The sequence below is a fragment of the Paenibacillus peoriae KCTC 3763 genome, assembly GCF_000236805.1.
GTDB lineage: Bacteria > Bacillota > Bacilli > Paenibacillales > Paenibacillaceae > Paenibacillus > Paenibacillus peoriae.
The window spans coordinates 147,844-163,436 of the sequence record NZ_AGFX01000009.1 but is presented as its reverse complement, the minus strand read 5'-3'; the positions used below and the strand labels follow the sequence as shown (position 1 = coordinate 163,436).

The 15,593-nt window shown below is 38.0% G+C and carries 10 protein-coding genes; all 10 read right to left on the bottom strand.

What is annotated here, in order from left to right; all coding sequences use genetic code 11:
• Nucleotides 1-16: 16 nt before the first annotated feature.
• A complete protein-coding gene (locus KQI_RS0101795) occupies nucleotides 17-649 on the bottom strand; it encodes a GNAT family N-acetyltransferase (protein WP_010344975.1) in 633 nt (210 codons plus the stop codon).
• 516 nt (nucleotides 650-1,165) lie between these two features.
• Nucleotides 1,166-1,873, bottom strand: coding sequence for an SDR family oxidoreductase (locus KQI_RS0101790; protein WP_010344974.1), 708 nt, complete (start codon nucleotides 1,871-1,873; stop codon nucleotides 1,166-1,168).
• 89 nt (nucleotides 1,874-1,962) lie between these two features.
• Nucleotides 1,963-2,121 carry a hypothetical protein gene (locus KQI_RS28680; protein ID WP_010344973.1) on the bottom strand — a complete coding sequence of 53 codons (159 nt, stop codon included), beginning with the start codon at nucleotides 2,119-2,121 and terminating at the stop codon, nucleotides 1,963-1,965.
• 293 nt (nucleotides 2,122-2,414) lie between these two features.
• Nucleotides 2,415-2,870 (bottom strand): RrF2 family transcriptional regulator, encoded by a 456-nt coding sequence (locus KQI_RS0101780; protein WP_010344972.1) that lies wholly within the window; start codon nucleotides 2,868-2,870, stop codon nucleotides 2,415-2,417.
• Nucleotides 2,871-3,098: 228 nt separating this feature from the next.
• On the bottom strand, nucleotides 3,099-6,743 hold the full coding sequence (locus KQI_RS0101775) for an S-layer homology domain-containing protein (protein ID WP_010344971.1): 3,645 nt from the start codon (nucleotides 6,741-6,743) through the stop codon (nucleotides 3,099-3,101).
• Nucleotides 6,744-7,115: 372 nt separating this feature from the next.
• A complete protein-coding gene (locus KQI_RS0101770) occupies nucleotides 7,116-7,661 on the bottom strand; it encodes a PTS sugar transporter subunit IIA (protein ID WP_010344970.1) in 546 nt (181 codons plus the stop codon).
• A gap of 87 nt (nucleotides 7,662-7,748) precedes the next feature.
• Nucleotides 7,749-10,421 carry a glycosyl hydrolase gene (locus KQI_RS0101765; RefSeq protein WP_010344969.1) on the bottom strand — a complete coding sequence of 891 codons (2,673 nt, stop codon included), beginning with the start codon at nucleotides 10,419-10,421 and terminating at the stop codon, nucleotides 7,749-7,751.
• A 483-nt stretch (nucleotides 10,422-10,904) separates the two neighbouring features.
• Nucleotides 10,905-11,774, bottom strand: coding sequence for an SMP-30/gluconolactonase/LRE family protein (locus tag KQI_RS0101760; RefSeq protein ID WP_010344968.1), 870 nt, complete (start codon nucleotides 11,772-11,774; stop codon nucleotides 10,905-10,907).
• Nucleotides 11,775-11,831: 57 nt separating this feature from the next.
• Nucleotides 11,832-13,013 (bottom strand): serine hydrolase domain-containing protein, encoded by a 1,182-nt coding sequence (locus KQI_RS0101755; protein WP_010344967.1) that lies wholly within the window; start codon nucleotides 13,011-13,013, stop codon nucleotides 11,832-11,834.
• 120 nt (nucleotides 13,014-13,133) lie between these two features.
• Nucleotides 13,134-15,572, bottom strand: a complete 2,439-nt coding sequence (locus KQI_RS0101750) for a glycoside hydrolase family 3 N-terminal domain-containing protein (protein WP_010344965.1) — start codon at nucleotides 15,570-15,572, stop codon at nucleotides 13,134-13,136.
• Nucleotides 15,573-15,593: the final 21 nt, after the last annotated feature.

Here is a 15,593-nt window from a genome sequence, read left to right as displayed (position 1 = left end):
TAGACTGACTTTTAGCTTAAAGTTTGTATTCATAAATAAAATTAGTATTTTCGAGTTTACCGATAGGTAGATTAAATACAGTTAGTTCTTCATCAAGACGGACAAATCCATTATGGTCATAAAATCCATAGTTACTCATTGTGTCTGTATACACATAAATTTTATTTGCTTTTGTATCTCTTAAGTAAGAGATGAGCTCATTAAATAATTTTTTCCCTATCTTTTTTCCTCTAGCTTCTTCAGAAACAGCAAAAAATTCTAAGCAACCCTGAAACTCATTTTCTTTTCCTCTAATTAACTTGCTGTATGCCTCATTAGTCATGGAGGTGAGTTCAACAAAAACTTTTCGTTCTATGTCATTTAGATTTAGGAGTTGTAGCAATTCACTTGTATAATCTTCTTGTAGCAATCTATAAGTTGTTGTTTCACCAACTTTTGAACCAAAAATCACACCAATGACTTCTCCATCTAATGTAGCTACTCTTCCAAAAGTACTTTTATTTAATATTGGATTTATAAACATCATTGTAACTGCTGCATTTATTATGCCTTCATCCTCTATAAAATCCTTTGCGTTCCAAGTATCTGCAATAATTGCTTTAACAGGCTCTATATCCTCTTTTTTAATGTCTCTAATAATTAAGTTCATTTTGACTTCCTCCTTTTAATTGATTAGCTTACAAATTGAGTTTAATGTCTCCCCTAATGAGGAGAGTCAAGTATTTAATACATATTTTCTTTTGCTTTAAGATTTGCTAATCAGTCTGTCCATAAGATTTTGAACTCAATAAAATTAAAAAACAACCAATATACTGATTGATGCAGATATAGCAAGTACAGACCTAAGTTCAAAGCTCTATTAAATATCTCATTTTCCGTCATCCTTCATCTCTTCCCCCAGGACTCACTTACAAGGATAGACGGCTAGTAGTCATGTTAAACTGGGAAGAACCAGAAATTTCCGAACTCTCTCACAAGGAGTCCGGAAATTTCTGGTGAAACTATTGAACTATCCCCAGTTAGTTTAGCGATTCTGTACAGTCTAAAACTTTATTATTTATGGACAATAGGTATATCGGATATTCGAAGCGTTTTGGGATGACCCGGTTGACCCAGAACTAAAGCTTTCATCAATGATATCACCTGTATAAAAGGGATTATTTTGTTACCAACTGATCACTTCGCGATCTCTAAAAAACTTGCCGGTCATTCCTACATCGCCCGTCGTCAGCCAAACAGCCGTATCGGCCCCTTGCTCAACCGATCTCGGAGCGGCGGCAGTGCCCATATCGGTACGAACCCATCCCGGACACATCGAATTTACCGTGATTCTGCTGCTACTTATGTCTCCTGCCAATTTTATCGTAAGCGCGTTCAGGGCAGTTTTGGACATACTGTATGCAAAATTCCCTCCATACCCGCCCATACCTTCATTTAAAGCTCCCATGCTGCTGGATACATTGACGATTCTGCCGTCTGCACTGCTTTGCATTAAAGGTATGAGCACTTGCGATAAGAGAAGCGGGCCGTACACATTCGTTTCCATCGTAGTTCGAACTGTATCCAAATCGATATTTGTCGTATCCTTATTACCATCGATATTGATACCTGCATTATTGACCAGAATATCAACGACTCCGAATTGCTCCCGCATGTCGTCAGCCAACTTGTGGATACTGGACTCGTTAGTCATTTCAAGCTGGTGAAAATGAACGTCAAGCCCTTCCTTCTTCAATTTGTCGCAGGCAGCCCTTCCTTGATCTTCTTTGCGAGCCGTCATGATGACGGTGACACCAAGCTTGCCTAGCTGTTTGGCAATTTCAAACCCGATGCCCCGATTCGCTCCTGTAATGATTGCAATTTTTCTTTTCATATGGATGTCCTCCTCATTTTCATCTTCTTTAGACATGTAAACCAACTAGTTTCATGCTTAATGACCAAAAACTTTCATTTGTCGCTTCATCATTTGCTCCAGGCGACGTTTTCACTCTTCTCGCTTTTAAAATATTGCCCGAACTTAAACTGTATAAAGCTCGGCAATTGCTTGAGCAAGCTCGACTTGATCAGTCCGGGGTGCAAGCCGTTGATCTTCACATCCGTACCTTCCAGACGCTTAGCCATTTTCTTCGCAAAAACGATATGATGCCTTTTTCTGAAAGACTGAGCATTTTTCTGTCCGGCAGGCGACTCCGTAAAACTAAACTGGTAAACCCACGTGCAAGTAATTTACTTGAAATTGCTATCCCGATACTGGGCATCTGTAACTATAACTATTTTTTTAATGTCATCACCCCCTTACACCAAATAAAGTAATATTAATTGATGCTTCTTTCTTTTTGGTGCTTTTTTTAAGCACAATTTATTCTAATAAAAAGTTGCATATGATTCTGCAACTTAGTGTTAGCTATCGAGCTTTATTGTTCTTTAAAGAATTGGACTCGATCCATTAATTGAGCAATCGTGTAACTTCGCAAATACTCAATTGTCTTTAATTCGGCTTCCTGGAGAATCTTTTCAAGTTCAACATCTAACTGTTCAACATCTAACTTTTCTCCGTCATCTCCGCAATCCACATTAATTTCAACATCATTCGAAATACTACTTATTGCTTCGTATATATCGCCTATCGTAATCTCTGCTGAAGATTTTCTTAAAAAATATCCACCCTCCCGTCCGCCTTTTGATTCAACAATACCGGCATTGTTCAATGACTGCATAACTCTGCGAATAAAGGTGGCATGCGAATCGACTTGTCTCGCTATCAACGCACTGCTTATCATGCTGCCACTTTTGGCTAGCCAAACAATGGCCTGAATCGCTATTTTTAGACGAGGGGGACCAATGTAAACACCCCGAGACGCTGTACTCAATATTCTCCCTCCTTCTCAATTTAAATTGCAACCTTGATAAGCACATTATACGCAATGAAACATCTATACACAAGGGGCTTTTAAATTTTAGTAATTGATTCTTGTCGCGTTGAGTGAAATCCCTATTTTTCGTAGATGAACAATTAATGCATGCTGCCCATTAGCCATACATACAATGAGGCTTAACCATCATCATACGATGGTGGTTAAGCCTCTGTAAAACAAACGTTATAATGAGAAGAGAATATTATTAATTACAACTGCAGCTTGCGCACGAGTTGATTTAGACTTTGGTGCAAATTCTCCATTACCCATTCCGCTTATTATTCCAGCAGTTTGCATTGCAGTAACGCCTTCTAACGCATATGAAGAAATGCTATTTGCATCTACAAATCTTAATGGGGTTTCACTATCTGATGTCAGCCCGGCATATGTCATTGCTTGATAAGCCATTATAGCCATATCTTGTCTCGTGATTTCATCTTGTGCACCAAAGCTGCCATCCGGTCTGCCTTTAATAATACCTAGCCGTTGTGCTGTTGCAACCTCATCATAACACCATGTGCCTATATTGATATCTGAAAAGGTCGTTGTCGCATTACTATCGGTTAGTTCAAAAACATTCATCAGCATCGTAATGAATTCGGCTCTCGTCACTTTATCGTCAGGATTGAACTTTCCATCCCCAGTTCCAATGATAACGCCCCTTGCAGCTAAAGCCTCAATCGGCTCCTTTGCCCATTCTTTTGTTACATCTTGAAAGTTCACTTCCGTAAAAGCAACTGCAAACTTACCCAATCGCTTAGGCTTGAAAGCAATCCCACCTGTTTTTTTGTTGAATTTTCCACTCATTACAATTTCAAAATCTCCATTATCCCTGATTTGATAGATGATAATCTTATTGGGTTGCTCGCCTGACTTCAATTCATAGGGTATTGTCACTTGAATGTCGTTTCTCCCATCAAATTCACTTACCTTCCTACCATCAATTTCTAAATTGAAACTATAAACCGGTCTATCGCTCAATTGAGCTTGTATCTCCGGTGATAGGCTGGATGGGTTCACTTTAGTCACAGAAACCTTTACATTCTTTGCTTTTGCTGAACTCTTAGAAATCAACTTTGAAGATACATTTAATGTAGCTAAACCTGTCTCGATTTCGAAATTATTAATCCGAGTATTTCCATCACTTAACAATACATCTACAGGAAATTCGATTTCAATTTCATTTATACTTTCAATTGCCTCTACTTTAATTTCAAGTTTGTCTCCAGCTGTTTGTTTGAGTGCACGCTTAGCAGTTTCAGTGTTCAGTTGAACAGTTGCTTTTCCATTAGCATTTATCGTTGGTTTCACCCTTATTTTACCGTTATTTGCCTCAGCCTTGTCTTGTATGCTTCCTAAGGAGTCCCCTTCTCCGGCCTTGTCTTGTATACTTCCTAAGGGGTTCTCATTTTCGCTTGATTTCCCGTTTCCTGAATTTTTCTGCTCTTCTTCTACAACTACACGGACACGTCCCAGATTCTCAACTCGTGTAAAAGGTGATTCCTTGTCACCATCCCGCTGTGCAGTCACTCTTAGAGCTGGGTAGTAGGTCCCTGGCTTGGTATAGGTAAAATATACTGACTCCGTTACCGAAGCCGCGGGGGTTCTGGAAGATAACTCCTTGTAGTTACCCGTACCTTCGGAGTCCCATTCGGTTTTCACAACCTTGCCGTAACCAGAAGGGACTGTAGCTTTTCCCTGGAAGGTGACACGTTGGCCGGCCTTAACATAAATTTTAGTAGTGCCGTTAACAAGCAAATCGACGATTGGCTGTATCCCCTTACGTTCCGCAGCACTCTCCGGCAATTTGATTTGACTATCGACTACGTTGTAATGGGTTGACTCTGCAGGAGCCACCCCCTGTTCTACCCAAGCGCTCAGGTCACGAAGTGCCTGTTCGAGAATGCCGTCGTATTGCACAACAGTATAAGTGCTTGCTCCATTATCGTAATGGTCCGCATTGTCGTTGAACCAGACACGTAAATGATCATCGAAGCTTTCACCGAGGTAATTCTTCACCCTTGCACTATACCAGTCCGAATGCCACGGGAAAGATCCCATATCGAGCAGATTTGAGATAAGGATGACTTTTCCTTGGATATGCCCGTTGTGTGAACCACCGCCTGCAACACCACTCATGATCATGGGGCCAATCTCCATAGGACGCTGAGGATAAATGGTGGTTCCATCAGCCGCTCTATATTGATCCCATGAATAGAAATTTGGTCCGCTCGGAACCTGGTGACGATGGTACGATAGCAACGCAAGATGCCATCGGTTGTCAATATGCAGTTTGGCACCGGTTTCTAGGCCGCTTAATACACTATCGGGGTTCCCGCTCCCAATCGTGAAGACTTTATTAGTCGGATCAAGTGAACCCTTCAGTATCCCGATCTTCGTCGTCCCGTCAGCCGCATAAAGTGTGTAATCCGCACCGGTTCGAGGCAGTGTCGATGGCGCGTTATCAAGAGAAAGGCTTATCGGTACATTATGCTCACCCTGGCTGACCTGAGTGACGGTGGCCAATTGATCGATCTTGGCTTTGCGGAACAAATCTCCGAGGTCCGATTGTTCCGTACCCAGGTAGCCTGGCTTGTTCCAGAAATCTTCGACATATGTGCTATCCATTGATTTAATCGTGTCTCCGAAACCAAAGAGGAGACTCTGAAGATCGTTCAGGCTGAGCACCCCATCCAATCCCCTTAAAGGAACTCCCAGCTTCGTCACCTCTTGCAGTACTGCCTTCTCCATGTCATTCAAACTGGAATAAGGGTCACCGTTGCCTCCCGGGCCCAATGCATCCTTTATCTGTAAATCCTTGTCTCCAAGCACGAAGTTCGCATAGGCCAGTATAAATGCATTGTTTGGGATGGACGTCGGTACAACCGGGACAAATGGCACTGCTCCGTCCCACACTCCCTTAGTATTTTCAATAGCACCAATCGTCTGAAGAGAGCCTCCGCTCCCACCGTATATATATCCATAGATATAATCGTCAGTGTCGTAGTAATCCGCCGCGTACACCTTAGAGAACTTTGCCGCGGCTGCATCAATTCGGTATCCGCTACTTGCATTCGTCTGAACCGTATAAGCTCCGCTGGCTGCTCCGAAAGCAATATGACTATCAAAGGCATTCTCATCATAAAGCGGATATACTTTCTGGAAGAAGCGGCCCTTCCACTGTTCTTCCGGCGGTAAGTAGAAGTTGAACTTCGCATCAGTACCCTCAAAGTGGCCTGACACTTTGTGATGCGGAACTGGAGATGTTAGATCAACCTCCCCATCAATAACTGGATTGTTATACTGTGGGTCGATACACGCTGCCGTGATCCAAAGAGGCCCTCCCGTTTCTTGCGATATGCATTCCTGTGGTGAAGGTGAACCTGGTGCTCGCGTCACGATCACCCTATATAGTTTCGTCATCATTCCTTCTTGTCCGGTTACTTCGATGGTGATGATGTTATTACTATCAACGCTCAAGATAATTGGGTCGCTTGCCTGCCTGCTTGCAACAAATTTCCCGTTTACTTTCACTGTGGCGTTGCTGTCATAAACGCTGGCTGTTACCGATATACTGGTTACATCATAAGGAACATTAACACTATATTCAGTTGTTCCAGCTGCAAAAGCAGGAGTCAGCGTGCCGCTCGATAACATCAGTCCGCTCAAATCCGCATTTTCCACTCTCTCATAGTCGCCAATTGAGGCATTAGCCACATTATCATTTATAGCTATTGAAAAATTTGAATCTGCGCTGATTTGCGTCGTATTTGCTACCAAAAATAATAGAGCCGCTAAAATTGCACTTGTGATTTTGCTTTTCTTCATTAACTATTCCCCTTCCTTTCGCTGTACTCCAGGTATAAATGAAATCCCTTAACATAAGCGTTACTGTCTCGTTGTAATCGCTTTCATTTTTATCTATATTAAAAGGAACATTGTAACGAACATAAGACTCCGTTTGGACTCTGTACATCCATTTGTTAGTTCCGCTGCTGAACAAATTGCACAGATATACAAATCACGTTGGAAAATTGAGGTATTTTCCTATTGGATTAAGTAACACCTCAATATTCCTACGTTGTTTGGTCCCACCGAAAATGCTGTTTACGGTCAACTATTCTCCGCTTTGAATACTTTCATCGTTTTATCTCATATTGGTGGTGCTTTATTTTACTCTTCCACCTTTTCACACTACTATCATGATATAACTTCCATCAGCATATCTTTTGCTAATACCTTATTACTATCAGTTTTCTTGATATCCCTATAGTTATCTGTATTAGTAATTACTATAGAAGTTATAACTTCATATCCCTCCTTTTTAATCGCTTCCATATCAAATTCTACTAATAGGTCTCCGATATTAACCCGATCTCCTTCATTTACATGAGGTACAAAATATTTGCCTTTTAAAGCAACTGTATTAATGCCTATATGAATTAAAATCTCAACTCCATCGTCGGTCTTCAATGCAATAGCATGTTTAGTAACAAAGAACGCTGCAATTTCCCCATCAACCGGTGAAACAACTTTACCTTTAGACGGTTCAATTGCTATTCCTTTCCCCATTAATTCTTGGGAGAATGTGATGTCATTTACTTCACTAAGCTTTTTAACCTCACCACTTAATGGACTATATATTATTTCTGATTTTTGTTTATTATTAATTGCTGGATCTTTTTTAATTGTTTCTTTTTTATCTTGTGTATTAAACATGTTCTTAATAAAATTTGAAAAACTCATAAGAACCCATCCTCTGCAATTTTAATAATTAAATTTAGGATAATATCTCATTTAAAAACGCTCTAGACCGAAGTTATAATAATACTGTTAGTAAAGCACTAAATTAACAGAACCAGTAATGCCAGTTGGTTCATGTATAAGGTACTGTGAAAAAAAGTCCTTTTGTTCTTTTTCTAAAGTATTCGTCACTTCAATTACTAAATTATTACTCCCCTTTCTTAAGCAGTTGCTTACTTCAAAATTATATGGTGGGCATATTTTACTTCCAACATGGCAGTTATTCATGGAAATATTTACGATTTCATAGGCATCTTTTATTAATATAAATGCATTTTCAAAGTTTTTACTTATGTTGAAGTCTATTTCGTATCTAACTGTACCCGAAAAATCAGGGTATAAATTCGGTGCTGCCAAGTTAACTAGTTTATCTAATACTGCAGTGGTTTCAAATTCAGGATAATTTTCAGAGGTAGATAACGAAATTTTCCACTCACCACTGATCTCCTGAATATCGATCTGCTCGTTATCCGTTAATATAGATTCGATCCTACCATTTATGTTTTTACTAAAAATAATTATTTTAGATTCATATTTTTCAAGGTTTAATTTAAATTTGCTGCCTTTTTTAGTTCTCTCTACATTTATATTAAGAACTTTATTTTCAAAGGCATCATATATATATGCATCTAAGTTAAGAGAAACTTCAACCACTGTATCAATGGAATTATATGGATGTTCATTAAAGAACATAAATACATCTCCATCTTGATGAGTATAGTGATAATATCTTAAGTATGGTTGTGGTTGCTGATCATAAACTTGGATATCATAAATATCTGAATTTTTTAAATCAGTTACTAAATGATCAAGTCCTATTACTTTACAATTTTCAACTTCTTGTAATTTTCGAAGTTCCTTATCAATATTGATGCCTTCACTAGAACTCTTTGGAATACCATCTATAAAATAGATTTTAAACCCAGCCTCTAAATAAACTAATAGTTTTTCCATTAATTTTTTAGGTAAAGATTCAGAATATGGTATGACCAGCCCTGAAAACGATTCGTTATTTATAATAAGCTTCTTATTTTTAATTTCAGACGTAATTAATATATCAGTGGGCAATATATCAAAATCAATTTGATTTTGCATTAACTCTTTAGCTGGTTTTTGTAATAGCATATATTCACCTGACCACTCTGCTTCACCATGATATAAAACAGCTACGGGTGCTACATGTATCCCATCAGTCAGCAAATGGCTAATCTTATTCGTATAATCATTTAAAATCTTCATGTATCTAAACTGTGGATTTTTACCATGAGCATAAAAGTGAGGTGGACAATCTAAATCTGGAAATTCTTTTGGCGAAAATGCATGTGGTACAAAGTAATTAACTCCTCTAACAAGCATATGATCCGTTATCCATTTCATTAGCTTTAATCCTTCACCCCATCCATACGCTCCAAAAACTTCACACATTGTGCGTCCGTTTTTCTTTTCATCAATATGGCCTAAAGATGCTCCCATTTTAGCCAATGCATAATGGAAAAACTCACCATCCCAACCTGATGATGTAGATGATTTAAAATAACCTTTATCCATTCCGGGCAATATTTGATGTAATACTACATCTAGCCCTGACATATCTTGTTCCCACAAGCTTCTATAAAAATGACCTGCTCCATAGCCTAATCTGGCATGTGCATTATTATCCTCTATTACATGCCCAATATATTCAACATTATTGGCTCTGCACCATTCCCCCAACTTTTGGGTAAAATTTTCAGAATATAGCTTAGTTATCATATCCATATATAAATATCTAATTTTATTTTCTTTTGACTTTCCATTCGCCCATAACAAGGGTAAATATTTAACAACCTCTTCTGAAGTACTTTTTTGCAATATGTCTATCAGATCTTCTCTCCATGGTAATACCATGTCAAATCTTCCAATTGAAGCATTTGGTCCTTTCACATTTCCAAAACGTGGTTCATCCGAAAAAAATCCCGCAATAGTTGTTCCGAAATCTTCTTTATATCTGCTTAAGTGTGCTTCATAAACCGTATCAATTAATACTTGTGTTCCTCTTGGATCAATTGGATTCAAATAACCTTCTGTAGACTTTTCTCCACCATTGAAGGTTTGTACAATAGTGAAAATTCTCCAATCTCCTTCTGGGATATCAAAGTAAACAACACCATTAATTATGTTGTCTGATATATCGCATAAAGTATCAGGATCTATTTCATCAATGTTAATTATCTTAGCTGCAATTACTCCTATAATTTTATCTTCCAAACCAAATTTGCTTGTTTCATTTCTAGATTTTTCTACTCCAACGTTCATTACAGCATCTCTTGAACCATTAGCTGCCCACTTTACCATAATTCCTGCATCTTTATATGGACCTATAAAATCTTGTTGATGGATCTTTAGAAATAATTTTTGTAGATTTGGATATTCCTTTTTAATTCTTCCATTGGCATAACCTGTTGGAAAATGAGAATCATCTAAAATCCAAACTTTCATATCACGTTTTCTTGCTTCATCCATGATTACATCCATATCTCCCCACCATTTAGGTCCCAAAAAATCAGGATGAGGACGTGATTCCACACATACAGCTTTTATTCCGGATTCATTAATTTTTTTCATATATTCACGCAATATACCTTCTTCTTCACCATGCTGCCAGAAGAACGGCATTATATAATTACTTTCCCTATTTTCTAAAACTTCATCCAATTTCTTCATATACTATCTTTCCCTTCTTGATACCATCTACTAATCACCTTTTTATGTAAGTAGTATCAATACTTTAGTCTTTTAAAATATCAAAATAAAAGAAAATAACTGACCAAATCTAATATAAAATTTTCATTTCACTTACAATAAATAGCTAATACTTCTGTAGCAGCTTTTTTTTGTTTTAACGATCTCTATGAATAAATGATACCATCCGCTCAAATACTCTAAAATATCAGATCAACACGTATTTACTGACCTATCTTAATATTTTTCCTGTGTTAAACTAATTTCTACTTGAAGCAAAAATAACCCTAAGAAATATATCTATATGTAGTGTGCTTTTTATGATCCTAATATTGCTTTTTGATTAGCCATGAGTTCTTTCTTTAAGCACAATAAAACCTAAGCACTGATACAATAATTTGTAGTATCAATGCTTAGGTATTGATTTCGTAAAGACGCTTTTTAATATTCAAATAACGTTAAAAGTTATGGTAGACCTGCACCTGGAATCTCTACATCAACAATTTCAATTCGAGAGCCGCGTTTAATCTGAGCGGCCTCAGGATTACTTAAGGTATCTACATCTAAATCATTATGCGCATCTACTGTGACAATGAATAATGTCCTGAGCTCAGGTCCTCCCAACATGCATGCTAAAGGTGTAGTTGATAGCTTTATGCGGTGAGTTACTTCGCCACCTTCACGTAAACGAATTACCTCACCCCTATTCGGAGTAGCAGCCCAGATAGCGCCTTCAGCGTCAAGACAAATCCCATCAGGACCGGCTTCCATATATGCCCAGACGCGGCGCCCTGTTAGTGATCCATCCTCCTCAATGTTAAATGCAACGAGCTGTTTCGCAAACGTGTCAGCCGCTATAAGCATATTTCCGTCAGGAGTAATGACCATTCCATTGGGACAAATCATTTCATCAGCTACAACACGTACATCCCCTTCTGGGGTAACCAGTGTTATCCATGCTTCTACTTCTTGGCCAGGCTTATAAGACCGTACGTCATAACCATAACTTCCAACGTAAGCACGTCCCTTATGATCTACTACCATGTCATTAATACCCACCGCTAACTTGCTAAGGTCTGCTACTACTGACAGCCCACTCGGATCCTGTCGCAATATTTGGCAGTCACCTGAAACTATAAGCAACCGACCATCAGGAAGCCATCCTAATCCTGATGGCAAGGTTGGCACATCAACAACAATCTCAGCCTTGCCGTTGATATCAACATTCATCACCTTTTTACCAAATATATCTGAAAACCAGAGTTTATGCTCATGCCAGCGCGGGCCTTCGCCCCACACCAGTTCATCCAAAAGAATTTTAGTTTCATATTTCATAATATACATCTCCTCATCAATATACATTACTTCCAGAAACAAAAAACTACCTTGGATTTATTTACAACATGAACTTAGAATAATATTGCGCAGCTTTCTAGTGAGTGTAGTCGTTCCCGCATCTTTTTTTTGCATCATGAATAAGAATGTTAAATCGTCATCTGGACAATTACAAAAATATGCCCCAAGCCAACCATCCCATCCATATTCCCCAAGACACCCCAAATCTCCAGCTTTACTGCAATCTGTCATTACACGCATTAAGTTTCCATAACTGTGTCCACTTAACGTTAGCCATTCGTCAAAGCTTTTCTGCTGCATCTCATTTAAAGTTCCTGACGTTAGATATTTCACTGTTTTAGGTCGCAAAATCTGAACGTCGTCAAGGCTTCCTCCATTCATAAGCATTCTAGTAAATTTTGAGTAATCATCTATTGTAGACGCAAGTCCTGCTCCTCCAGATTCAAATGCCGGATTCATATCCATCTGATTAATAATACCTAAATTATTCCCAGTATAAGGCTGTAATTCACCTAGCCCATTGTCTGCATATGCTTTTACAAGACGGTGTCTTTTTTCCGATGGTATCCAAAAACCAGTATCCCACATGCCCAGCGGTTCAAATAATTCCTTTTTTAAAAATTCTCCGTAGCTTATACCACTAGCTATTTCTATAACAGCCCCGAGTACATCTGCAGAGGTCCCGTATTTCCAAGAAGTTCCCGGTTGGAAGGCAAGGGCGCACTTTCCTAGTTTGTTCATAGCTTCCACAGTACTCATTGGAGAATCCCCTAATAGCCTATTCTTCATCTCTATGAATAATGCTTCTGTATCCCGACCAGCTTTGTTATCCCCGCCGTAAACCAAGCCTGAGGTCATTGAAAGCAAATCTTTTAAATTTACTTCACGTACCGCCGGAACCAACTTGTCTCCCTCATCAACCAACTGATTTTTAAAACCAGGAATATACTTGCTTACTGGATCGTATAAATCAATATCACCTCGTTCTAGTAGTATCATTACACCAGCAGCTGTAACAGGTTTAGTCATAGAATACAGTCTGAAAATGGAATCTCTTTTTATTGGAATCCCAGCTTCCTTATCTGCCCAACCATCTTCATGGTAGAAAATTTCTGTTCCATCTTTGATAATCATTAAATTCCCACCGGCTATGTAATCACTGTCTATGCTATTTCTTAAAGCTTTTTTTATTTGGCTAATTTCTGTTTTATTGATCATTTTGGATTCCCCTCCATTTTCCTACTATTTACTGTTACTTTGCTTTTATAAAACAATTATTAAACAAGATATAGCAGATTATATATCAACCTGCTATATCTTACTAATTGCATATTTAAGTTAATTCTCGGAAGCGTATTCACTGATTTTATAAGAGGCGTAAAATTCCCTATTCTTACTTTGCGTGTAGCCATCTTCTAAAATATAGACATTCGTTTTTAAGCGGATATCCTCCGAAGAAGAGCCAATCATCACATCAAATTCCCCTGCTTCTATCTTCCATTTCATATCTTCATCTAAGAATGCAAATTGACTAGGATCAATATAGAAACCTACTTTTTTCTTTTGTTTAGCTTCTAAAGGTATTCTACAAAATCCAACCAATTCTTGTGCTGGTCTAACTAAAGATGCAACTTTATCACATACATAGATCTGGGCAATCTCAATTCCGTCTTTATCCCCTGAGTTTTCCACTTCAAAATTAATATGAATCTTCTCAAATGGTTTTATCTTTGATTTTTCTATTTGTAGATTATGATAAGCAAATGTAGTATACGATAAACCATAACCAAAATAATATCTTGGAGTATGGGGAAGATCGATATATCTAGTAAATGGTGAACCGGTTTGAACATGATAACTTGATCCCTGACTGTGATTATAGTAAAGTGGCGCTTGAGCCGAACTATATGCAACAGAAACTGGAAGTTTACCGCTTGGATTATTTGTACCAAGAATTGTTTCTACAATAGCTTGACTGCCAAACTCCCCAGGGTTCCATGCTTCAATAATTGCAGAAGCATATTGATCAGCAGCGTCACTAGATATAGGCCTTCCATCTAAATGAACAACTATAAAAGGAATCCCACTCTCGCCTAATTTCATTAAAAACTCTTCTTGGCATTGAGGAAGATTAATACTGCTTGAATCAATCCCTTCTCCTGTTGAGCATGATGTTCCCCATCCATATTTTCCGCCAACCGTAACAATTGTAACATCAGATTCTTTCGCAAGTTTTAACGCATCTTCATGATGACGAGTATCATTCCCTACATAAGGATAGCCATACTGATATTGAATGTCAGAGTTTGGACAACATTGCTCAAATTGTTCTAAAATATTCTTACAATGCTTATAAGCTTTACTTGCAACTTGTTCAAGCTTTGGAATTTCTACATCAATAATACTTCCTGGATATGTGTCTTTCTTTTTATTTCTCCAAAGCACTTCATCTGTTTGTACTTCAATACCTGCCATCGTATTTCTAGCACCCATAGCAAGTTCTAGTACGCTACCATATGAATACCCACCGAATAAGCTTCTTGTAGATCTTGCATTATGTCCAATTATAGCTACTTTTTTATCGGTTGCATCTAATGGTAAAATTCCATTATTCTTAAGAAGAATTAATGATTCTCTTGCATATTTTAAACTAATATTTTTTGATTCTTCTTTATTGAATACTTCATTTATTTTTTCATATGAAGAAGGAAATGGATTCTCGAAAATTCCAAGTCTAAACTTTTCAGTTAAAACTCTTAATACAGTTTCATCAAGAAGCTTAATATTTATTTTACCTTCTTCTAATAATTGAACTAAATTGTCTCCATAAGCACTTGGTGTTGGTAATTCTAAATCAAATCCAGCATTCAATGCTTTTACTGCAGCTTCATTCTTTCCTTCACAGACTTTCATTCGTGTAAAAAGCTCTTCAATAGAAGCATAGTCTGCGACAAGTAGCCCATTAAAACCCATTTCTTTTCTCAATAGGTCCTGCAATAAATATTTAGATGCAGCTACTGGCTCACCATTTACACTTCCATATTGGTTCATGACTGATCGAAGATTTCCTTTGCTAATTGCAGATTGAAATGGCTTTCCGAAAATCTCCTGCAGCTCCCTCTCAGGAACATTAGTCGCTGCAGCATGTATTCCGCCTTGTCCAGCATGATAACCAATAAAATGCTTGCTAGTAGCCATAATATTATAATCATCATTTTCTCCAGAATTTTGGATACCTAAAACATATGAAGTTCCAAGTGCAGAAACAAGAGTAGGGTCCTCTCCATAACTTTCTCCCTGACGACCTAAGCGCGCGTCTCGAGTGACATCAAGAACTGGAGCTAATGCATGTTTAATTCCAACTGCACTCATTTCTTTTCCAATTATTTTCCCTGCTTCATACTCAAGTTCTGGATCCCAGGCAGAGCCTCTACCAATTCCTGTAGGAAAACTTGTTGCTTCTGGCATCAATGCCCCTGTTAATCCTTCAATATGAAAAAGAGCAGGTATATCAAATCGACTACGTGCCATTACCTTTTTTTGATAGTCTCTAAGTTTATCGGCTACCATTTCTTTCGAATCATCCCATGCAGCAGCCAAAAAAGCTATTGCACCAACCCCATATTGAAATGAATTTTCTAAATTTGGGCCATTTTTATCCTTCGGGTTATAACATTGCAACTGAGCAACTTTTTCTTCTATGCTCATTCTATGAATTAAATCCTTAGCACGCTCTTCTGCCGACAATATTATATCTTTATATCTAAATTCATTCATCGATAAATCCTCCTTTTTACT